General features: G+C 59.3%; 16 protein-coding genes. 6 read left to right on the forward strand and 10 right to left on the reverse strand.

Annotated features, from left to right (window positions below; translation table 11 throughout):
* Positions 1-99: 99 nt before the first annotated feature.
* Positions 100-1,224: a GNAT family N-acetyltransferase gene (locus HU765_RS11060; RefSeq protein WP_186620397.1), complete on the reverse strand. Its 1,125-nt coding sequence runs from the start codon at positions 1,222-1,224 to the stop codon at positions 100-102.
* Between the two features lie 280 nt (positions 1,225-1,504).
* On the opposite strand from HU765_RS11060, the gene HU765_RS11065 reads away from it, so the two are divergent.
* The gene (locus HU765_RS11065) at positions 1,505-2,827 is read left to right on the forward strand and encodes a putative porin (RefSeq protein WP_186620399.1); all 1,323 of its coding nucleotides are present in this window, start codon (positions 1,505-1,507) and stop codon (positions 2,825-2,827) included.
* A gap of 252 nt (positions 2,828-3,079) precedes the next feature.
* On the opposite strand, the gene HU765_RS11070 is transcribed toward HU765_RS11065, so the two are convergent.
* From HU765_RS11070 to aceK, 5 genes are all read right to left on the reverse strand, one after another.
* On the reverse strand, positions 3,080-3,316 hold the full coding sequence (locus HU765_RS11070) for a zf-HC2 domain-containing protein (protein WP_186620401.1): 237 nt from the start codon (positions 3,314-3,316) through the stop codon (positions 3,080-3,082).
* On the reverse strand, positions 3,310-3,921 hold the full coding sequence (locus HU765_RS11075; RefSeq protein ID WP_186620403.1) for a sigma-70 family RNA polymerase sigma factor: 612 nt from the start codon (positions 3,919-3,921) through the stop codon (positions 3,310-3,312). The genes HU765_RS11070 and HU765_RS11075 overlap by 7 nt, the downstream gene beginning before the upstream one ends.
* A gap of 135 nt (positions 3,922-4,056) precedes the next feature.
* The gene (locus tag HU765_RS11080; RefSeq protein ID WP_186548782.1) at positions 4,057-5,178 is read right to left on the reverse strand and encodes a beta-ketoacyl-ACP synthase III; all 1,122 of its coding nucleotides are present in this window, start codon (positions 5,176-5,178) and stop codon (positions 4,057-4,059) included.
* A gap of 403 nt (positions 5,179-5,581) precedes the next feature.
* Entirely contained in the window at positions 5,582-9,493 is a 3,912-nt protein-coding gene (gene hrpA, locus HU765_RS11085; protein ID WP_186620406.1) for an ATP-dependent RNA helicase HrpA, read from the reverse strand.
* 139 nt (positions 9,494-9,632) lie between these two features.
* Positions 9,633-11,354 carry a bifunctional isocitrate dehydrogenase kinase/phosphatase gene (gene aceK / locus HU765_RS11090; protein WP_186620408.1) on the reverse strand — a complete coding sequence of 574 codons (1,722 nt, stop codon included), beginning with the start codon at positions 11,352-11,354 and terminating at the stop codon, positions 9,633-9,635.
* 198 nt (positions 11,355-11,552) lie between these two features.
* Here aceK and HU765_RS11095 point away from each other — a divergent pair, with 198 nt between their 5' ends.
* The gene (locus HU765_RS11095; RefSeq protein ID WP_186620410.1) at positions 11,553-12,446 is read left to right on the forward strand and encodes an EamA family transporter; all 894 of its coding nucleotides are present in this window, start codon (positions 11,553-11,555) and stop codon (positions 12,444-12,446) included.
* Positions 12,447-12,561: 115 nt separating this feature from the next.
* On the opposite strand, the gene HU765_RS11100 is transcribed toward HU765_RS11095, so the two are convergent.
* Both HU765_RS11100 and HU765_RS11105 read right to left on the reverse strand, forming a co-directional pair.
* Positions 12,562-13,425: a DMT family transporter gene (locus tag HU765_RS11100; RefSeq protein WP_186620412.1), complete on the reverse strand. Its 864-nt coding sequence runs from the start codon at positions 13,423-13,425 to the stop codon at positions 12,562-12,564.
* 95 nt (positions 13,426-13,520) lie between these two features.
* Positions 13,521-13,685, reverse strand: coding sequence for a hypothetical protein (locus tag HU765_RS11105; protein ID WP_186620414.1), 165 nt, complete (start codon positions 13,683-13,685; stop codon positions 13,521-13,523).
* Positions 13,686-13,989: 304 nt separating this feature from the next.
* Between HU765_RS11105 and HU765_RS11110 the strand changes: the two genes are divergently transcribed.
* Positions 13,990-14,418, forward strand: a complete 429-nt coding sequence (locus HU765_RS11110) for a hypothetical protein (protein WP_346727529.1) — start codon at positions 13,990-13,992, stop codon at positions 14,416-14,418.
* 241 nt (positions 14,419-14,659) lie between these two features.
* Here the strand turns inward: HU765_RS11110 and HU765_RS11115 are convergent, their stop codons facing one another.
* Entirely contained in the window at positions 14,660-15,598 is a 939-nt protein-coding gene (locus HU765_RS11115; protein WP_186548796.1) for an aspartyl/asparaginyl beta-hydroxylase domain-containing protein, read from the reverse strand.
* Between the two features lie 229 nt (positions 15,599-15,827).
* The gene (cysK, locus tag HU765_RS11120; protein ID WP_186548798.1) at positions 15,828-16,802 is read right to left on the reverse strand and encodes a cysteine synthase A; all 975 of its coding nucleotides are present in this window, start codon (positions 16,800-16,802) and stop codon (positions 15,828-15,830) included.
* Positions 16,803-16,941: 139 nt separating this feature from the next.
* Between cysK and HU765_RS11125 the strand changes: the two genes are divergently transcribed.
* The 3 genes from HU765_RS11125 to HU765_RS11135 all read left to right on the forward strand — a co-directional run bounded on the left by HU765_RS11125 (position 16,942) and on the right by HU765_RS11135 (position 20,308).
* Positions 16,942-18,018, forward strand: coding sequence for a DUF748 domain-containing protein (locus HU765_RS11125; RefSeq protein WP_186620417.1), 1,077 nt, complete (start codon positions 16,942-16,944; stop codon positions 18,016-18,018).
* A 255-nt stretch (positions 18,019-18,273) separates the two neighbouring features.
* Entirely contained in the window at positions 18,274-19,119 is an 846-nt protein-coding gene (locus HU765_RS11130) for a MoxR family ATPase (protein WP_186548802.1), read from the forward strand.
* A 10-nt stretch (positions 19,120-19,129) separates the two neighbouring features.
* On the forward strand, positions 19,130-20,308 hold the full coding sequence (locus HU765_RS11135; protein ID WP_007956512.1) for a VWA domain-containing protein: 1,179 nt from the start codon (positions 19,130-19,132) through the stop codon (positions 20,306-20,308).
* Positions 20,309-20,358: the final 50 nt, after the last annotated feature.

The raw sequence follows: 20,358 nt of genomic DNA on the forward strand, positions 1-20,358 counted from the left end.
CCCCTGTAGGAGTGAGCCTGCTCGCGATAGCGGAGTGTCAGCACCAATAATATTGACAGACACACCGCTATCGCGAGCAGGCTCACTCCTACAAGGGATCTAGGTTTGGCGATAGGGCAACGCCGTTCTCGCCTCTTCGGCATACGCCAGGACCCCGACGCGCTCTTGCTGAAGAAAATCTTTTACCGCCGCTTTCAATCCCGGATGGCGCAGGTAATGCCAGGAATGGGTGATCACCGGTTCAAAACCACGAATCAACTTGTGCTCGCCTTGAGCGCCGGCATCGAAGCGCTGGATGCCATGGGCAATCGCATAATCCATGCCCTGATAAAAACACGTCTCGAAATGCAGCCGATCAAACTCGGCCAGGCAGCCCCAGTAGCGCCCGTAAAAACTGTCGCCCCCGACCAGGCTGAAGGCCATTGCGACCGGCCTTGAGCCCTGCTTCGCCAGCACCACGCGAATCGCTTCGGGCATGCGCTCGGCCAGCAGGCTGAAGAATTCGCGGGTCAGATACGGCGCCTGACGTCGCACCGCATAGGTGTTGGCATAACAGGCGTAGACAAAATCCCACTGCGCCTCGCCCAGCTCGCGGCCTTCCAGCCATTCAAACTCAAAGCCCTGCCCCGTCACCTGCTCGCGCTCCTTGCGCATCTGTTTGCGCTTGCGTGAGCTGAGGGCGTCGAGGAAATCCTGAAAGTCGCGGTAATCACGATTCTGCCAGTGATACTGACAACCGATGCGTTGTAGCCAGCCCGGCTGCTCAGCCATCGCCGCGTCGGTAAACGGATCGGTGAAATTGATGTGCGCACTGGAAAGCGCTTCGATCTGCAGATACCCCGGCAGGCTCTTCAGTAGCTCGAACCCGTCCTCGACTTTTGCCGCCAGCAAGCGCGGGCCGCTGACCGGACTGAACGGCACGGCGGTCAACAGTTTGGGGTAGTAATCGATGCCGGCCCGCGCGCAGGCGTCGGCCCAGCCATGATCGAACACGTACTCGCCGTAGGAATGCCACTTGCGGTAACTGGGCAGCGCGGCGATCAGTCGATCACCTTCGATATGCAGCAAATGCTCGGGCTGCCAGCCCGAATGTGGACCGACACTGCCACTGTCTTCCAGCGCACTCAGAAAAGCGTGACGCAGGAACGGCTGGTTATCCGGCACCAGCGCATCCCAGCTTGCCGGGGTGATTTCTGACAGGTTTTGCAGGCGTTGCAACGGCATCCACTGGCACTCCACAGCTTGGCGACAAAGCCCGGCGAGTATCGCTGATCGCGAGCCGTTGCACACGCTCAATCGGCCGACAGCGCTCTAACTCAATAGTTCACGCCCGACCTGCATCGTCATCAACCTGCCATCACTGTGCCACCGCTCTGTCATAAACGATCGCGATACTGGCGCCTGTTTTTAGAGCGCCGGGTTCTAGCCCGGACACAGTTTTCCGACCTCGTGTCGGTTGTGCCCAGGATGGTTCAGCCATCCCCTTTCATCTTTGGAGATTGCTATGCGTCTTGCTTCCACCAAAACTGCAGCGGCCCTGTGCGGCGGCTTGTTGCTGGCCATGAGCGTTCCGGCCAGTGCTGCAGTCGACGCCAAACTGCTCGACATGCTCAAAGCCAACGGGTCGATTTCCCAAGCGCAGTACATCGAGCTGCAAACAGAACTGGCCAAGGATCAGAAGGCTCAGCAGATCGCCCGGCAGGCGCAGCAGGAAACCAACGAGCAAGTGGCGGCGGTCGCGAAAAAGACCAACGAACAGAGCGCTTTCGACCAGAAACTGGCCTGGGCGGCCAAGACCCAGTTCAAGGGCGACGTGCGTATCCGTCAGGAGAACATCAAGATCGACGGCGAGCCGAACAACGGCGGCCGCGACAAGGACCGTCAGCGCATCCGTGCACGTCTGGGCGCCTACACCGAGATCAACCCGCAGGTCGACACCGGCATTCGTATCGCCACTGGCGGCGGCGACGATGCCCGTTCGACCAACCAGGACCAGGATAACTACTTCGACAAGAAGCAGATCTGGCTCGACCTCGGCTACATCGACTACCACCCGGATCAGATCAAGAACCTGCACGTGATCGGCGGCAAGATGCTGCAACCGTGGGTGAGCATGGGCGACGTGATCTGGGACAGCGACATCAACCCGGAAGGTCTGGCCGTTACCTACAAATACCCGCTGGGCAGCAGCGCCGAACTGTTCGGCAGCCTGGGTAACTACAACCTCAAGGACAACGTTGACGGCGACGGCGTGCAATTTCGTCACGACCTGCGCCTGACCGCCGGCCAGTTGGGCAGCCGCTTCAACATCACCGACAACCTGAAACTGACTCTGGGCGGCAGCGTCTACGCCTACCAGAACGATGAAGACAGCCGCTGCACCGGCACGTCCACGCCGTGCGCCCTGGCGGTCAACGGCAACTCCGCCAACAACGAATTCCGTCTGTATGAGGGGTTCAGCCAGATCGACATCGGCGGTCTGCCGATTCCGCTGTCGTTCTACGGCCAGTACGTGAAGAACAACGACGCCGTGACCGATCAGGACACTGCCTGGTTGCTCGGTGCGAAGTCGAAAGTCTTCGGTTTCAACCTCGACTACAACTATCGCGACGTGCAGCGCAACGCCGTGGTCGGTGCCTTCACCGACTCCGACTTTGCCAACGGCACTACCGGCTCGCGCGGGCACAAGTTCAAGGTCGGTTACGACATCGACAAGAACTTCGCCGTCGGCGCCACGTACTTCCTGACCAAGGCTGATTTCGCCAGCCGTGGTCAGCGCGATGCCGATGCAAACACCTTGCAGCTGGATGCCGAAGCCAAGTTCTAGAACGGCAGTTACGAGCTACAAGCTACAGGCTGGAAGTGATGCCTTTACTTGCAGCTTGAAGCTTGAAGCTGCCTAACTCCGGTGCGGGCGGGACGATCCCCATCATCCGTTCGTTTCAGCCGCACTTGGGTTATCCATATGATCTGTGGCGAGGGAGCTTGCTCCCGCTGGACTGCGAAACAGTCCTCTGCTTTTGTAAAGCGGGGGCCGCTTTGCGACCCAGCGGGAGCAAGCTCCCTCGCCACATGTCCATCAAGGACTGTTGTTACGGCGATGCTCGGCCAAGCGCTCGGCCAGCGCATCGACATCCTCGTCAGGCTGTTCCGGCATGGCTTTAAGCGTCGCCTGCATCAAGCGCATCTGCCGCATGAAACGCCGACAGTTGGGGCAGAACAACAGGTGATGACGCACCATCAGCGTCTCGCGAAAGCTCAGTTGGCCGTCGAGATAATCGCTGGATCGTGCCACTTGCTCCTTGCAGGTCAACATTCTCCCGTCTCCTCAAAATGTTCCACGGTCGCAAAGACCTTCAAGCGCGCCCGGTGCAGCAGCACGCGGACATTGGAGAGCGATATTTCAAGAAGATTACAGATTTCATCCAGCTCCAGGCCCTGCCGTTCGCGCAACAGCAACACGCTGCTTTGCAACTCAGAGAGGCTCAGCAAGGTATGCTCGAGGCATTCGCGCAGTTCATTTTCGGTCAGCAGTGCTTCGGGAGTGTCCTGGTGCCAGGCGAAAGGCTCGACCAGCCAATGCCCGTCGCTTGAAGAGAAGCGTTCATCGCCAAGGGTGCCGTGCGGCGCCGGCAGATCGTCCATCAGCACTTCCCGGCGATTGAGCTTGTAGCGACTCTTGGCCGAGTTGGCGGTGATGGTCAGCAACCAGGTCTTGAGACTGGATCGGCCCTCGAAGCTACCCAAATGGCGCACCACCGACAGCCAGGCATCCTGCACCACTTCTTCGACATGACGCTGGCCGACAATCGCATAAGCCACCGCGCGCATGGCGCTTTGATAAGTGGTGACCACTTCCTTGAACGCCTGTTGCTCCCCCGCCAGCAAGCGCGCGAGCAGTTGGGTGTCGTCAGCCGCCATCCATCAATCCTCTTGTCCGGACTTCGAAAATGAACGCGGCAGGTATTCACCTGCCGCCATCTCCGAAAAAGTACAGCGTTTCAGCCGCTTCGGATGTAGGAAAGAGCGACGCGATTAAGGGGAAATTAACCTGTTTCAGCGCTTGCGCAGAATCACGCTACCGATCGAGTAACCGGCACCGAACGAACTCAGCACGGCCAGCGAACCCGACGCCAGATCATCCTGATTTTTGTGGAAGGCAATCACCGAGCCCGCAGAGCTGGTATTGGCGTAAGTATCGAGAATCACCGGAGCTTCTTCTTCGGTGGCCTCGCGGCCCAGCAGCTTGCGCACGATCAGGTGATTCATGCTCAGGTTGGCCTGGTGCAGCCAGAAGCGTTTCACATCGGCAACGTTGAGCTGGTTCTCTTGCAGGTGTGCACCGATCAGTTCGGCGACCATCGGGCAGACGTCCTTGAACACCTTGCGGCCTTCCTGCACGAACAGCTTGTCGGGGGCGCCGATGCCCTCCTCGGCGGCGCGGTTGAGGAAACCGAAGTTGTTGCGGATGTTGTTGGAGAACTTGGTCAGCAGCTTGGTGCTGACCACGTCAAACTGATATTTCGACGTCGCCAGATCCGCGCGCTCGATGATCACCGCAGTCGCCGCGTCACCAAAGATGAAATGGCTGTCGCGGTCACGGAAGTTCAGGTGACCGGTGCAGACTTCCGGGTTGACCATCAGGATCGCCCGCGCCTGACCCAGTTGCACGCTGTTGGCCGCGGCCTGAATGCCAAACGTCGCCGAAGAACACGCCACGTTCATGTCGAAACCGAAGCCCTGAATGCCCAGCGCTTCCTGGACTTCGATGGCGATGGCCGGATAAGCGCGTTGCAGGTTGGAGCAGGCAACGATGACGCCGTCGATGTCAGCGGCGGTCTTGCCGGCACGTTGCAAGGCTTGCTCGGCAGCGCCGATGGCCATCTGACACAGCACCGACCATTCGTCGTTGGAACGCTCCGGCAGGCGCGGGGCCATGCGTTGCGGATCAAGGATACCGTCCTTGTCCATGACAAAGCGGCTCTTGATGCCCGAGGCTTTTTCGATGAACGCGGCACTGGATTCGGTCAGGGCCTGGACTTCACCGCGAGCGATGGCCTCGGCGTTGTCCGCATTGAACTGCGCGACATAGGTATTGAAAGACTGCACCAGCTCTTCGTTGGAGATGCTGTTGGCCGGTGTGTACAGGCCGGTGCCGCTGATGACGACGTTATGCATGGTCGTTTCTCTAATCTGTTCAGGCAGAAAGTGCTGGAACCGTCGTACCAACACGCAAAGGGTCTATTCCCATCCGGGGGACGCAAACCTGGCATCGTTTTATTCCGCGGCGCGACACGGCCGAAGGCTCTGGGTCGCGAAACGGCGGGTTATGGTGGCGAAGTTTGCCATAAACCCGAGGTTTTGGCGCCATTCCCAAGCACAACTGCCGTTCACTATATGAACTCAACTCTGTGGCGAGGGGATTTATCCCCGTTCGACTGCGAAGCAGTCGCCAACCCACCACGCTCGGTATAACTGATGAACCGAGGTTGTAGCTTTTGGGGCGGCTTCGCCACCCAACGGGGATAAATCCCCTCGCCACAAAACCCGCTCCCAGAGGGGGATTGTGCAAGCCTGAAAATCAGGGCTCTACCTGGCTCCACTGTTTGTTCAGGCGCTTGTCGGAGATCGGTACTTTCGTGCCCAACTGCTGGGCAAACAGCGACACGCGGTATTCCTCCAGCCACCAGCGGTACAACTCCAGCTGCGGATCGCGTTTGCCTTCCTGCGCATGCTTGGCCGCGCGGGTCTGGTATTGCGCCCACAGGCCGGCGAGTTCGCCGCTCCAGACCCGGTCCTTCTGTACTTGCGCGCCGAGTTTCTCGAAACGCTGCTCGACCGCCTTCAGATAACGCGGCAGTTCCTTGAGCCACTGCATCGGCGTTTCACGGACGAAGCCCGGATAGACCAGATGGCCGATCTGCTGCTTGATGTCGTTGAGCGCCACTGCCTGAGCAAGATCGATCTTGCCCTTGAAGCGCTTTTGCAGGCCGTGCCAGATCTTGAGGATTTCCAGGGTCAACCGCGCCACGCGCTCGGCATGCTCGGTCCAGTTGCCACGCTTGCGCTCGGCCAGTGCGGCCAACCCGGCGCCGTCGCGGGGCAACGGGTCTTCGCCTTCGAGAATGCAGCTGTCGAGGCTGGCCAGCAAAATGTCTTCGATCAGTGCATCGACCCGGCCCAGCTCGCGATACAGCAGCCCCAGCTCTGTCTGCCCCGGCAACTTGCCACGCAGGAATTTCGCCGGCTCGGCCAGTTGTTGCATCAACAAGCGCTGCAAGGCACGGCGATGCTGGAACTCGGCTTCGGCCGGGGTGGAGAAACGCCCTTCCTTGACCGTTCCGCCCTCTTCCACCAGCGCCGGGTACACCGTCATCGACAGCCCGGCGATCTTCTGCTGAGTCTTTTCCGCCACCGGCGCGAAGACTTTCGCCTCGACCGGTTGCTGGCTTTTCGCACTCTGCGGCACCGCCAGTGCGGCCTGACTGGCTTCGGCAAAGCGTGCGGTCAGCTCGGCCAGATCGCGACCTTCACCGAGGAACTTGCCTTGGCCGTCGACGATTTCCAGGTTCATGCGCAGATGGCTTTCGACCTGTTGCGCAGCTTCCGCCCACGCTTCATCGCTGACCCGCGCGCCGGTCATGCGCAGCAGCTCGCGGCCGAGCACTTGCGGCAGCGAGCCGTCGGCGAAGGTCATGCGTTGCAACGCGGCTTTGATGAAGTCCGGTACCGGCACGAAGTTTTTGCGCAGAGCTTTCGGCAGGTTGCGCACCAGCGCAATGCACTTGGCCTCGATCAGCCCCGGCACCAGCCATTCCAGACGTTCCGGCGGCAGCATCGGCAGCAGCGGCGCCGGTACGCGCAAGGTCACGCCATCGCGCGGGTGATTCGGTTCGAAGTGGTAAGTCAGCGCCAGCTCCAGATCGCCGATGTGCAGCGTATCCGGGTAATCGCGGGCGGTGACTTCGCTGGCCTCGCGGGCCAGCACGTCTTCTTCGCGCATGATCAACAACTGCGGGTCTTTCTGGCTGTTGACCTTGTACCAACTGTCGAAGGTCGCGGTCTGGTGGATCTCCGCCGGCAAACGCGCATCGTAGAAGGCGTACAAGGTTTCTTCGTCAGCGAGGATGTCGCGGCGCCGGGCCTTGGCTTCCAGTTCGTCGAGCTGCTCGAGCAGCTTCTGATTGGCGCTCAGGCATTTGGCCCGCGACTGAATCTCGCCGCGCACCAGGCCTTCGCGGATAAACAGCTCACGCGAGACCACTGGGTCCACCGGACCGTAATGCACCGGACGACGACCGACCACGATCAGCCCGAACAGGGTGATCTGCTCGTACGCCACGACCTGGCCGCGCTTCTTTTCCCAGTGCGGTTCGAAGTGGTTTTTCTTGATCAGGTGCCCGGCCAGCGGTTCGATCCAGTCGGCATCGATCTTGGCGACCATGCGCGCGTAGAGCTTGGTGGTTTCCACCAGTTCGGCGGTCATCAACCACTGCGGGCGCTTCTTGCCGATGCCTGAAGAGGGGTGAATCCAGAAACGCCGCTGACGCGCGCCGAGGTAATCGCCGTCCTCGGTTTTCTGACCGATCTGACTGAGCAGGCCGACCAGCACCGCTTTGTGCAGCTTCGGATAATCCGCCGGCTCTTTATTCAGGCTCAACTGCATGTCGCGGCAGATCAGACTCAACTGGCGGTGGGAATCACGCCATTCACGCAGACGCAGATAATTGAGGAAATTCTTTCGGCACCAGTTGCGCAACGGGCTGGCGGTCAGCGCCTGGCGTTGCTCTTCGAAACCACGCCACAAATTGACCAGTCCGGCGAAATCCGAGTCAGGGTCCTTCCATTGCGCATGGGCCTGATCGGCGGCTTGCTGACGTTCCGGCGGTCGCTCGCGCGGATCCTGAATCGACATGGCGCTGGCGACGATCAGCACTTCCTGCAGACTGCCAAGTTTTGCCGCTTCGAGCAGCATGCGGCCCATGCGCGGATCCACCGGCAAGCGCGCCAACTGCCGACCGAGTGGCGTCAGTTGGCTGTTGCGATCCACCGCCGAAAGCTCTTGCAGCAAATTGAAGCCGTCGCTGATCGCCTTGCCGTCCGGCGGCTCGATAAACGGGAACGCGGTAATTTCGCCGAGGCGCAGGTGCAGCATCTGCAAAATCACGGCGGCGAGGTTGGTGCGCAGAATTTCCGGATCGGTAAATTCCGGACGACCGAGGAAATCTTCCTCGCTGTACAAACGCACGCAGATGCCCGGCTCGACCCGCCCGCAACGGCCCTTACGCTGATTGGCACTGGCCTGGGAAATCGCTTCGATCGGCAGACGCTGGACCTTGGCGCGGTAGCTGTAGCGGCTGATGCGCGCGGTGCCGCTGTCGATCACGTAGCGAATCCCCGGCACGGTCAGCGAGGTCTCGGCAACGTTGGTCGCCAGTACCACGCGGCGGCCCGGGTGCGACTGGAAAATCCGCTGCTGCTCGGCCGGCGACAGGCGCGCGTACAGCGGCAGGATTTCGGTGTGTTTGAGCTGGGCCTTGCGCAGCATGTCGGCGGCGTCGCGAATCTCGCGCTCACCCGGCAGGAATACCAGCACGTCACCCGGACTGCGGCGTTCGCTGCGCTCGTACGCGGCGATTTCGTCGAGGGTGGCGAGGATCGCCTGGTCAACCGTCAGGTCGTCCTCGACGCGGTTGCCCTCTTCGTCCTGCTCCAGGGTCAGCGGTCGATACCAGGTTTCAACCGGAAAGGTACGACCCGACACCTCGACAATCGGCGCATCGTCGAAATGCCTGGAGAAGCGCTCCAGGTCGATGGTCGCCGAAGTGATGATGACTTTCAGGTCGGGACGCCGCGGCAGCAGGGTTTTCAGATAGCCGAGAAGGAAGTCGATGTTGAGGCTGCGCTCGTGGGCTTCGTCGACGATGATCGTGTCGTAGCGTTCGAGGTAACGGTCGTTCTGGGTTTCCGCGAGCAGGATGCCGTCGGTCATCAGTTTGATCAGGGTGTTGGCATCGCTCTGGTCTTCAAAGCGCACCTGATAGCCGACCAGTGCACCGAGCGGTGTGCCAAGCTCCTCGGCAACGCGACTGGCAACGCTGCGCGCGGCGATCCGACGCGGCTGGGTATGGCCGATCAGACCGTGCTGGCCGCGACCGATCTCCAGACAGATTTTCGGCAATTGCGTGGTTTTGCCCGAACCGGTCTCGCCGGCGATGATCAGCACCTGATGTTGCTCCAGGGCCTTTTTGATCTCGTCGCGCTTGGCGGCAATCGGCAAACTGTCGTCGTAACGGATCACCGGCAGGCTGGCGCGGCGCGCCAGCACCTGATCACAGGACGCCTGCATGCGCGTCACCCACTGCGCCAGTTTGGCTTCGTCGGGTTTCTTGCGCAGCTCAAGCAACTGCCGCCGCAGCCGGTGACGGTCGGCGAGCATGGCGTGATCGAGATTTTTCAGCAGTTTGTCGATGGAGGGCGATTCGTCGGTCATCGGGTAGGCAATTCGGTCGTCTATTTGTGCAGGGGGCGGATTGTCGCAGAAAAGCAGCTATTAGCGGCAAGCTACAAGCTGCAAGTCACTGCGGCTTTTAACTTGCAGCTTGAAGCTTGCCGCTTGCAGCTGCTTTTTGTTATTCGTTATCAAGGCCCTTGCGCCGATACGGGAACACGTCGATGACTTTACCGGCACGAATCGCCTCTTGCAGGCTCTTCCAGTAATCGGCGTTGTACAACTCGCCATGCAACTGATCGAACAGCTTGCGCTGCCCGGCGTCGGCAAACAGAAACGGCGGGAACTCCTCGGGAAACACATCCAGCGGCCCGATCGAATACCACGGTTCAGAGGCCATTTCGTCTTCCGGTGTGCGCGGTGCCGGGATGTGGCGAAAATTGGCTTCGGTCAGAAAGCAGATTTCGTCGTAGTCATAAAACACCACTCGGCCGTGGCGGGTGACGCCGAAGTTTTTCAGCAGCATGTCGCCGGGGAAAATATTCGCCGCCGCCAATTGCTTGATCGCCAGACCGTAGTCCTCAAGCGCTTCACGTACCTGCGCGTCGTTGGCGTTTTCCAGATAAAGGTTGAGCGGGGTCATCCGGCGCTCGGTCCAGCAGTGGCGGATCAGCACGCTTTCGCCTTCGACCGAGACCGTGGACGGCGCGACTTCGAGCAATTCCTCGAGGCATGCCGGATCGAATTTGCTCAGCGGAAAACGAAAATCGGCGAACTCCTGGGTATCGGCCATGCGGCCGACCCGGTCGACACTTTTCACCAGTCGATACTTCTCGATGACCGTGGCGCGGTCGACGTTTTTCGAGGGCGAGAATCGGTCCTTGATGATCTTGAACACGGTATTGAAGCCCGGCAGGGTAAACACGCTCATGACCATGCCACGCACGCCCGGGGCCATGATGAATTGGTCGTCGGTGTTGGCCAGGTGATTGATCAGCGCGCGGTAAAATTCCGACTTGCCATGCTTGTAGAAGCCGATCGAGGTGTACAGCTCGGCGATGTGCTTGCCGGGCAGAATGCGCCGCAGAAATCCGATAAATTCCGCCGGCACCGGCACGTCGACCATGAAATAGGAGCGGGTGAAGGAGAAGATGATCGACACGTCAGCTTCGTCGGTGATCAACGCGTCGATCTGAATCCCGCGCCCTTCGCGATGCAACAGCGGAATCACCAGCGGCCACTGTTCGTCGCGGGTGTAGATGCGCCCGACCAGGTACGCGCCCTTGTTGCGGTACAGCACCGAGGAAAACAGCTCGACGCTCAGTTCCGGGTCCTTGCACACCCAGTCCGGCAGGTTTTCACGCAATTGCGCTTCGAGGCGATGCACGTCGCCTGGCAGGTCGGCGTAATCCTCGCTGAAGCGATAGTCGGCGAAAATGCTCGCAAGCATCGCCGATAACTGCCCCTGCGGCTTGTACGTGCGCGTTTGCGCAGCCCGGGCACGGCGCAGGCTCGGACGCGTGGTGTGGATGAACATGCAGCCGTCGCTGATCAAGTCGTGGCTGAACAGCCCGCAGAAGATCGAGTTGTACCAGGTCTCGGACAGTTCATCGTCGAAGCGCAGGTCGATGACACTGATATAGGCGCTTTTCACCAGCGGCCAGCAGCTGACATTCATCAGCGTCTCGTCATCAAAATACTCGCGCAGGCGGGCAATGGTTTCGCCGACCTTTTCCTCGTAGAGGTTGATCCGCGCCGCCGATGCGGTTTGTATTTCCTGCCAGCGCGCCTGCTCGAAACGCTCCCGGGCGCCGTCGGTGATCCGGCGGAAATGCTCGCGGTAATCGTCAAAGCCATCGAGGATCATGCGGGCGATGTCGGTGGCTGGCCATTGCTGCGGCATAGATGGAACCTCTGCGTGCGCTCGAAAGCTTGAGCTTAGCCACGGAACGGGCCTTTGGAGAAGTGCAATATCGGCCAAAAGCCGAACCCGGACGTACGGTGCGGTATTTTTCGCCGAGACAATTAATTGCCCGAATTACGGTTGCCATCGCCAGGCCCCTCGGCAACACTCTCGTCCCGATCAAGCCAGGAGCCGCCCGTGAGCCCCGTCGATATTTTCCGCATGTTGTCGCTGGCCGCTATCTGGGGCGCGAGTTTTCTGTTCATGCGCATTATTGCGCCAGTGATCGGCACCATTCCGACCGGTTTTTTCCGCGTGTCGATCGCCGCCGCAGGCCTGCTGGTGATTCTGGGCCTGATGCGCATCAGCTGGGATTTCAAGGGCAAGCTGAAAACAGTGATGTTGCTGGGCGTGATCAATTCGGCGATCCCGGCAACGCTGTACTCGGTGGCCGCGCAAGTGCTGCCGGCCGGGTATTCGGCGATTTTCAACGCCACCACGCCGCTGATGGGCGTGCTGATTGGCGGACTGTTTTTCAGTGAAAAACTCTCGGCGGCGAAATTGGCGGGGGTGTTCCTCGGTCTGTTCGGGGTCGGCGTGCTGACCCGTGCCGGGCCGGTGGCGTTCGATCTGCAACTGCTGCTGGGGGCGGTCGCCTGCCTGCTGGCGACTACCTGCTACGGTTTCGCCGGATTCCTCGCACGGCGCTGGCTGGATCAGGCGGGCGGGCTGGACAGCCGTCTGTCGGCGCTGGGCAGTATGCTGGGCGCAACGTTGTTTTTGCTGCCGTTGTTCGGTTATAGCGTCATCAGCGCTCCGCCGGTCAGTTGGGGCGGCTGGAGCGTCTGGCTGTCGCTGCTTGGCCTAGGCCTGGGTTGCACGGCGTTTGCCTACATCATTTATTTCCGCCTGCTCAGCTCGATCGGCCCGGTAAAGTCGATGACCGTGACCTTCATGATCCCGCCGTTTGGCGTGTTGTGGGGGGCGTTGTTGCTCGATGAGCCGCTGTCGATGGCGCATGTTTATGGTGGGGTGTTGATTGCAGCGGCGTTGTGGCTGGTGTTGAAGCCGGCGCACGTGTCAGTCCGTTAGAGTTTTTTCGCAGACATTCGCGAGCAGGCTCGCTCCCACATTGAAATGCATTTTCCTGTGGGAGCGAGCCTGCTCGCGAAGGCGGCGCAACAAGCGCCGCCTGCCTGACGACTAACTAATGGGTCTTACGGAACACAAAAGCCAATCCAACAATAATCAACACCATCCCCAACACACTCAACGCCGCCAGCCGATTACCAAAAATCAGGTAATCCATCACCGCTGTCACCGCCGGCACCAGATAGAACAGGCTGGTGACGTTGACCAGGTTACCCCGCGCGATCAGGCGATACAGCAACAGCGTCGCCAGCACCGAGACGACCAGACCCATCCACAAAACCGGCACGACAAAACCGCTGCTGTGCTCGAAGTGGAATGGCTGAAACGGTACGAAAACCGCGCACAGCAGCAACCCGGCCAGATACTGCACCGGCAGCGTGCCGAGGGGATTGTCGGTGATGCGTTTCTGCATGATCGAGCCGAGTGTCATGCTCGCCAGCGCCAGCAGTCCGAACAACATGCCAGTCCAGGACATGCCGGCAAGACCGATGCCTTGATAGACCACCATGATCAGACCGGCCAGCCCCAGGGCCAGCCCGAACAGGCGGCTCGCCGACCGTTGACGCTCCATCAGCACGACGGTGAGGATCGGCTGCACGCCCATGATCGTCGCCATCACCCCCGGGGTGACTTTGCAGTCGAGCGCCAGCAGATAAAAAATCTGATAGGCGCCAAGCAACACCAGCCCCGTGGCGATCGCAAACAGCATCGGTTTGCCGCCCTTGGGCCACCTCAATTTCAGCAGCGGCGCCAGCAGCAACAGCCCGCACAGCGCGATCGCGAAGCGAATCAGTAGAAAGGCAAAGGGCGAAGCATGGGCCAGGCCCCATTTGGAGAAGATCGCCCCGCTGCTCCACAGCAGAACGAACAGGCTCGTGGACGCCGCCGCGAGCGCGGATTGTTTCGAAAGGACAAACATGAATACCACCTGTAGTCAGGCAAATAGCCAACTCAGCCGAAGCTGAAATTCAGTAGGTTTTTGTGGCGGGCGCGGGAGTCGGCAGAAACGGCCGATCAGCCCGGAACACCGACGCCCGGCGGCGCTACGACTGCGCACACCGGCGTGCTACTGACAGGTGGGGGGTAATGGCTGATCTGCGCAGGCTGCTGATTCCCGCACGGCACGACGCCAGCGTTGACCGCTGAATCGACTACCGCGTTGATGAGGGATGCAGGCATGGATACAGATCTTCATTGAGAGATGAAAGCGTGAGCACGGCGGCTCACACGAGCTGACTATAACCAGCGCAGGACACAGATTGCAATGACTTGGGCAAAGGGCCGGTAGCGACTGTGCGGCGCTGGGTGATTAGGGTGATTGGCGGTGACAGCGGATTGTCAGGAGACATGGAATGCACGGGATTACATGCCAAGGGAACGGACGTATTTGCGGTATCAGTTGTATCGGTCAGAGGCGCGGAAGCGGGCAGCTTCGCATCTCGCCTGCTTACAGGGTCAACTCAAGACGGCCGACGCTTCGATTATGGATTTATCCCTGATTCGATTCGAACCTATAAACAGGCAGGCGCTGAATGCCTTGGAACTATGGGAAGACCCATACTTTTCCTGGCATGAAGTCATCGCATGGAAAGCGCGTGAGCCACGCTCCCTGGATTTCTCTATCTGGTTCGATGGGCTGCTCTGCGGCCTGTGCTTTGCGAACCCGAACAATAGTCGACGAAGATTACGAATTGTCAGGTTAGAGGGGCGCCCTGGTGGAACACATCCTTTAAAAAACCGGATAGGAGTGTTAGCGATGATCATCATTGAATACTTTGCGCAATTCATCGGCTGCGATGTCATCGAAATACAAGAACCGTTGAGCGGTGCGATATCCGTCTATCAGACGCTGGGTTTCAGCTTCGACATTGAAGGCCGCCTTGTCAAAACCTTGGAGAATCCAGTACTGTGAAAACCAATCAGTTAATAACCAAAACGGGAGGGGCTATGAGTAAATCAAGAAAAAGACCTCCCGAGACGATAGTCAGGTCGCTGAAAACCAAAGGATCGGCTGATCGTGCATTGACAGCCAGTCAACGGCGTCTTTTGCAACTGGTAATCAACGGCATCGAAGACGAGCCCTGTGTGCTTGCTGCTGGCCGACTCTGAAAAAAACCGCTCCAAAGGAGCGGTTTTTTATTTCTGGTCCGACTTCAACCAAACAACCAATACCCCAACAACGTCAGCACCAGCACCGCCAACACCGGCCGCATCACGCGGTAGGCCTTGGGATGGCGGCGTTTCCACTGTTTGACCATGCCGCTGAACCGGTCGCTGAAACGCTTGCTCCAGGCATAAGCCTGATTGATACCGCCAACGCGTTCGTCATCGAGGTTCTGTGGCGCGGTGGCGCGGCCGAGCCAGCCGCTGATAAAGCGGTTGATGCGCGTCATGAAGCGGTTGCTCAGGGGACGTTCGATATCGCAGAAAAGGATCACGCGGGTCTGCTCGGTTTCATTCTTGACCCAATGCACGTAGGTCTCGTCGAACATGACGTCTTCGCCGTCGCGCCAGGCATACACCTGACCGTCGACGAAAATCCGGCAATCGTCGGAATTCGGCGTCGATAACCCCAAGTGATAACGCAGCGAGCCGGCGAAGGGGTCGCGGTGCGGGTTGAGGTGACTGCCGCCCGGCAGCAAGGCGAACATTGCGCCTTTGACGTTGGGAATCGCACTGACCAGCGCCACGGTTTTCGGGCACAGCGCCTCGGCCGATGGCAGCGGTTTGTCGTACCACTTGAGATAGAAACGCTTCCAGCCCTTCTTGAAGAACGAGCCGAAACCGGCGTCGTTGTTCTTCTCGGCGGCGCGTATATAGCCCTCGTCGAACAGGTGCATGGCTTCGTCGCGGATGGTTTGCCAGTTTTCGCGCAGGACATCGAGCTCAGGAAACTTGCTGCGATCCAGATACGGCTTGGACGGCACGCCCGAAAACAGGTACATCAAGGCGTTGTACGGTGCGAACAGCGCCGAGTGGTTGACGAACTGACGCAGGACCGGCAAACGCGCCCTGCCGCGCAAATGCACAAAGAGCGTGCTGCCCAGAAACAGCAACAGCACAAACGCCTTGGCGGCAAACGAAAAGGTCATCAACAACTCCTTGAATAAAGACAACGCTGCACAATGCCCTTTACCCGACATGGCAGCCGGCCATGATAAACACTACCGGCCTCGGGAAAAACCCGCCTGACAGAAGATTCAGTATCAAGCGCTGCGCAACAAAGCATTTATTAACATGCGACTCCTGAACCCTGGCTGACCTGCATCAAAAAGCCTCAAAGATCGCAGCCCTCGGCAGCGCCGGCGGCTGCGATCCGCTTTATTGCTGGGTTTCCTGCTCGGTGAACAGGTCACTGAACAACATGCTCGACAGATAGCGCTCGCCCGAGTCCGGCAAAATCACCACGATGGTCTTGCCTTGCATCTCCGGGGTTTCTGCCAGGCGCACCGCGACCGCCATGGCTGCACCGCAGGATATCCCGCACAAAATCCCTTCTTCCTGCATCAGGCGCAGGGCCATGGCTTTCGATTCTTCGTCGGTGACCTGCTCGACCCGGTCGACCATCGACAAATCGAGGTTTTTCGGCACAAATCCGGCGCCGATGCCCTGGATCTTGTGCGGGCTCGGCTTGATCTCTTCGCCTGCCAGCGCCTGGGTGATCACCGGGGACGAGACCGGCTCGACCGCCACCGACAGAATCGGTTTACCCGCCGTGTTCTTGATATACCGCGAAACACCGGTGATGGTTCCGCCGGTGCCGACGCCGGCGACCAGCACGTCAACCGCACCATCCGTATCGTTCCAGATTTCCGGGCCTGTGGTCTTTTCGTGAATCGCCGGGTTGGCCGGGTTATCGAACTGCGCCGGCATGAAGTACTTGCCGACATCGCTGGCAACGATTTCAGTAGCTTTCTCGATGGCGCCTTTCATGCCTTTGGCCGGTTCGGTCAGCACCAGTTCTGCGCCCAATGCCTTCAGCACCTTGCGACGTTCGATACTCATCGAAGCCGGCATGGTCAACATCAATTTGTACCCGCGCGCAGCGGCAACGAAGGCCAGGCCGATACCGGTGTTGCCTGAAGTGGGTTCGACAATGGTCATGCCTGGCTTGAGTCTGCCGCTGCTTTCGGCATCCCAGATCATGTTCGCGCCGATCCGGCACTTCACCGAGTAACCGGGGTTGCGCCCCTCGATCTTGGCCAGAATGGTCACGCCACGCGGCGCGATGCGGTTGATCTGTACCAACGGCGTATTGCCGATGGAGTGGGCGTTGTCAGCGAATATACGGCTCATGGCTGGGTCCTTGTGCAGCGTTGAATTCAGCTTTTCAAGGTAAGCCTGTTGTCCATCACAGTCCAGTCGGGTCGAACGTCTGCGAATGCCGGCAGTCAATCGCATTGAGTCATCAAGGAACCCTGACCAAGGAACCATCATGAAGCGTCGTTACAGTTGGCCGCTCTGGACCCTCGCCGGGGTCGTTGTGCTGCTGGTCGCCCTGCACATCGCCCTGCCTTATCTGGTGCGCGACTACCTCAATGACAAGCTGGCGGACATGGGCGATTACCGCGGCCAGATCACCGATGTCGATCTGGCGCTGTGGCGCGGCGCGTACAAAATCAACGGCCTGAAAATCGTCAAGGTCGACGGCAAGGTGCCGGTGCCCTTCGTCGACGCACCGCTGATCGACCTGTCAGTCAGCTGGCATTCACTGTGGTACGACCATGCCGTGGTCGCACAGGTGCAATTCCTCAACCCTGAGATCAACTTCGTCGATGGCGGCGCCAACAAACAGAACTCGCAGACCGGTCAGGGCACCGACTGGCGCGAGCAATTGGGCAAATTGTTGCCGATTACGCTCGATGAGGTGCAGATCAACGATGGTCGCGTCACGTTCCGCAACTTCAATTCCAAACCGCCGGTAAACCTGAATGCCAGCAACGTCAACGCCAGTTTTTACAACCTGACCAACGTGGTCGACAAGGAGGGCAAGCGTGACGCCCGTTTCGAAGGCAAGGCCCTGCTGCTCGGCCACGCGCCAATGGAAACCACCGCGACATTCGACCCGCTGAGCAACTTCGAAAACTTCGAATTTCGCCTGCGCGCTCGCAACATCGAGCTCAAGCGCATGAACGACTTCGCCGCGGCCTACGGCAAATTCGATTTCAATGCCGGCCACGGTGATGTGGTAATTGAAGCCAAGGCAGAGAACGCTCGCCTGACCGGCTATATCAAACCCCTGCTGCGCGACGTCGACGTGTTCAACTGGCAGCAGGACGTCGAGAACGAGAACAAGGGCCTGTTCCGCTCAATCTGGGAAGCATTGGTCGGCGGCACCGAAACCGCGCTGAAAAACCAGAACAAAAACCAGTTCGCCACCCGCGTCGAACTCAGCGGCAATGTCCACCAGCAAAACGTCAACGCCTTCGAAGCGTTCTTGCAGATTTTGCGTAATGGATTTATCCAGGCCTTCAATGCGCGGTACGAGCGGCCGACGCCGGATGAGGGTTAAGTTTTGCGGCTGACGACATATCGACCAGTGTCCTCAGCCGCTATTGATGAGCGCTGTTGCAGCGAATCCCAGCCCAGACAGGCCAATGTGAATACTGGCCATCCGCCGAGACTGAGTCAACATGTGACGCTCCATTCAGAGACTGAATAAGCCGTCTGCGTTCACAGTCGACCGGACTGCGCGTTATAGTCGGGCATCCGATTATTTCGCCCCGCCCTGCCCGTAAGGTCAGCGTTACCGTTCGAGGATTAACAGATGAAGTTCGAAGGCACCCAGGCCTACGTCGCCACCGATGACCTGAAGCTGGCCGTCAACGCCGCCATCACCCTGGAGCGACCGCTGCTGGTCAAGGGCGAGCCGGGCACCGGCAAGACCATGCTTGCCGAGCAACTGGCCGAATCGTTCGGCGCCAGGCTGATCACCTGGCACATCAAGTCGACCACCAAGGCTCATCAAGGTCTGTACGAGTACGACGCGGTCAGCCGCTTGCGCGACTCGCAACTGGGCAATGAAAAAGTCCACGACGTGCGCAATTACCTGAAGAAGGGCAAGCTGTGGGAGGCCTTCGAGTCCGAGGAGCGGGTCATTCTGCTGATCGACGAAATCGACAAGGCCGACATCGAATTCCCCAACGACCTGCTGCAAGAACTCGACAAGATGGAGTTCTACGTTTACGAGATCGACGAGACCATCAAGGCCAAAAAGCGCCCGATCATCATCATTACCTCCAACAACGAGAAAGAGCTGCCGGATGCGTTCCTGCGCCGCTGCTTCTTCCACTACATCGCGTTCCCCGACCGCACCACGCTGCAGAAAATCGTTGACGTGCATTACCCGGACATCAAAAAGGATCTGGTCAGCGAAGCGCTGGACGTGTTCTTCGACGTGCGCAAGGTGCCGGGCCTGAAGAAAAAGCCTTCGACATCAGAGCTGGTCGACTGGCTGAAGCTGCTGATGGCCGACAATATCGGCGAAGCGGTGCTGCGCGAGCGCGATCCGACCAAGGCGATTCCGCCGCTGGCAGGCGCGCTGGTAAAGAACGAGCAAGACGTGCAGTTGCTTGAGCGCCTTGCATTCATGAGCCGTCGCGGCTCTCGATAAGGCCATCGTCATGCTGCTCAACCTGTTCAACGAAATGCGTGCAGCCAAGGTGCCGGTGTCGGTGCGCGAACTGCTCGACCTGATCAATGCGCTGAAACAGCGCGTGACCTTCGCCGATATGGACGAGTTTTATTACCTGTCGCGGGCGATTCTGGTGAAGGACGAGCGCCATTTCGACAAGTTCGACCGGGCGTTCGGCGCCTACTTCAACGGTCTGGAGAAACTCGACGATCACTTGCAGGCGCTGATTCCCGAAGATTGGCTGCGCAAGGAATTCGAGCGTTCGCTGACCGACGAAGAACGCGCGCAAATTCAGTCCCTCGGCGGTCTGGACAAGCTGATTGAAGAATTCAAGAAGCGCCTGGAAGAACAGAAGGAACGCCACGCCGGCGGCAACAAATGGATCGGCACTGGCGGCACCAGCCCGTTCGGTTCAGGCGGTTTCAACCCCGAAGGCATTCGGGTAGGCGACGCCGGCAAGCGCCAGGGCAAAGCGGTGAAAGTCTGGGATCAGCGCGAGTACAAGAACCTCGACGACTCGGTGGAACTGGGCACGCGCAATATCAAGGTCGCCCTGCGCCGTTTACGCAAATTTGCCCGCCAGGGCGCGGCGGAAGAGCTCGACATCGACGGCACTATCGACCATACCGCCAAGGATGCCGGCCTGCTGAACATCCAGATGCGCCCGGAGCGCCGCAACACGGTGAAGCTGTTGCTGCTGTTCGACATCGGCGGCTCGATGGACGCACACGTGAAGATCTGCGAGGAACTGTTTTCGGCCTGCAAGACCGAGTTCAAGCATCTCGAATACTTCTACTTCCACAACTTCATTTATGAATCGGTGTGGAAAAACAACATGCGCCGCACTTCCGAGCGCACCTCAACCCAGGACTTGCTGCACAAGTACGGCGCCGACTACAAAGTGATTTTCATCGGTGACGCCGCCATGGCGCCCTATGAAATCACCCAGGCCGGCGGCAGTGTCGAGCATTGGAACGAAGAACCGGGTTATGTGTGGATGCAGCGCTTCATGGAGAAGTACAAGAAGCTCATCTGGATCAATCCGTATCCGAAAGACACGTGGGGTTATACCTCCTCGACCAATATCGTGCGGGATCTGATCGAGGATCAGATGTATCCGTTGACGTTGCGCGGGCTTGAGGAAGGGATGCGGTTTCTTTCCAAATAATCCCGCTGGCTGGACCGACGCCTTCGCGAGCAGGCTCGCTCCCACACTGG

Origin of the sequence: Pseudomonas sp. SWRI81 (assembly GCF_014268545.1) — a bacterium.
Lineage (GTDB): Bacteria > Pseudomonadota > Gammaproteobacteria > Pseudomonadales > Pseudomonadaceae > Aquipseudomonas > Aquipseudomonas hamedanensis.

What these genes read in the sequence shown, in the direction of transcription:
- HU765_RS11060 (WP_186620397.1), bottom strand. Translation starts at nt 1,224, where the DNA reads ATGCCGTTGCAACGCCTGCAAAACCTGTCAGAAATCACCCCGGCAAGC.
- HU765_RS11105 (WP_186620414.1), bottom strand. Translation starts at nt 13,685, where the DNA reads ATGCCTGCATCCCTCATCAACGCGGTAGTCGATTCAGCGGTCAACGCT.
- hrpA (WP_186620406.1), bottom strand. Translation starts at nt 9,493, where the DNA reads ATGACCGACGAATCGCCCTCCATCGACAAACTGCTGAAAAATCTCGAT.
- HU765_RS11125 (WP_186620417.1), top strand. Translation starts at nt 16,942, where the DNA reads ATGAAGCGTCGTTACAGTTGGCCGCTCTGGACCCTCGCCGGGGTCGTT.
- aceK (WP_186620408.1), bottom strand. Translation starts at nt 11,354, where the DNA reads ATGCCGCAGCAATGGCCAGCCACCGACATCGCCCGCATGATCCTCGAT.
- HU765_RS11075 (WP_186620403.1), bottom strand. Translation starts at nt 3,921, where the DNA reads ATGGCGGCTGACGACACCCAACTGCTCGCGCGCTTGCTGGCGGGGGAG.
- HU765_RS11135 (WP_007956512.1), top strand. Translation starts at nt 19,130, where the DNA reads ATGCTGCTCAACCTGTTCAACGAAATGCGTGCAGCCAAGGTGCCGGTG.
- HU765_RS11130 (WP_186548802.1), top strand. Translation starts at nt 18,274, where the DNA reads ATGAAGTTCGAAGGCACCCAGGCCTACGTCGCCACCGATGACCTGAAG.
- HU765_RS11065 (WP_186620399.1), top strand. Translation starts at nt 1,505, where the DNA reads ATGCGTCTTGCTTCCACCAAAACTGCAGCGGCCCTGTGCGGCGGCTTG.
- HU765_RS11115 (WP_186548796.1), bottom strand. Translation starts at nt 15,598, where the DNA reads ATGACCTTTTCGTTTGCCGCCAAGGCGTTTGTGCTGTTGCTGTTTCTG.
- cysK (WP_186548798.1), bottom strand. Translation starts at nt 16,802, where the DNA reads ATGAGCCGTATATTCGCTGACAACGCCCACTCCATCGGCAATACGCCG.
- HU765_RS11100 (WP_186620412.1), bottom strand. Translation starts at nt 13,425, where the DNA reads ATGTTTGTCCTTTCGAAACAATCCGCGCTCGCGGCGGCGTCCACGAGC.
- HU765_RS11110 (WP_346727529.1), top strand. Translation starts at nt 13,990, where the DNA reads ATGGATTTATCCCTGATTCGATTCGAACCTATAAACAGGCAGGCGCTG.
- HU765_RS11070 (WP_186620401.1), bottom strand. Translation starts at nt 3,316, where the DNA reads ATGTTGACCTGCAAGGAGCAAGTGGCACGATCCAGCGATTATCTCGAC.
- HU765_RS11080 (WP_186548782.1), bottom strand. Translation starts at nt 5,178, where the DNA reads ATGCATAACGTCGTCATCAGCGGCACCGGCCTGTACACACCGGCCAAC.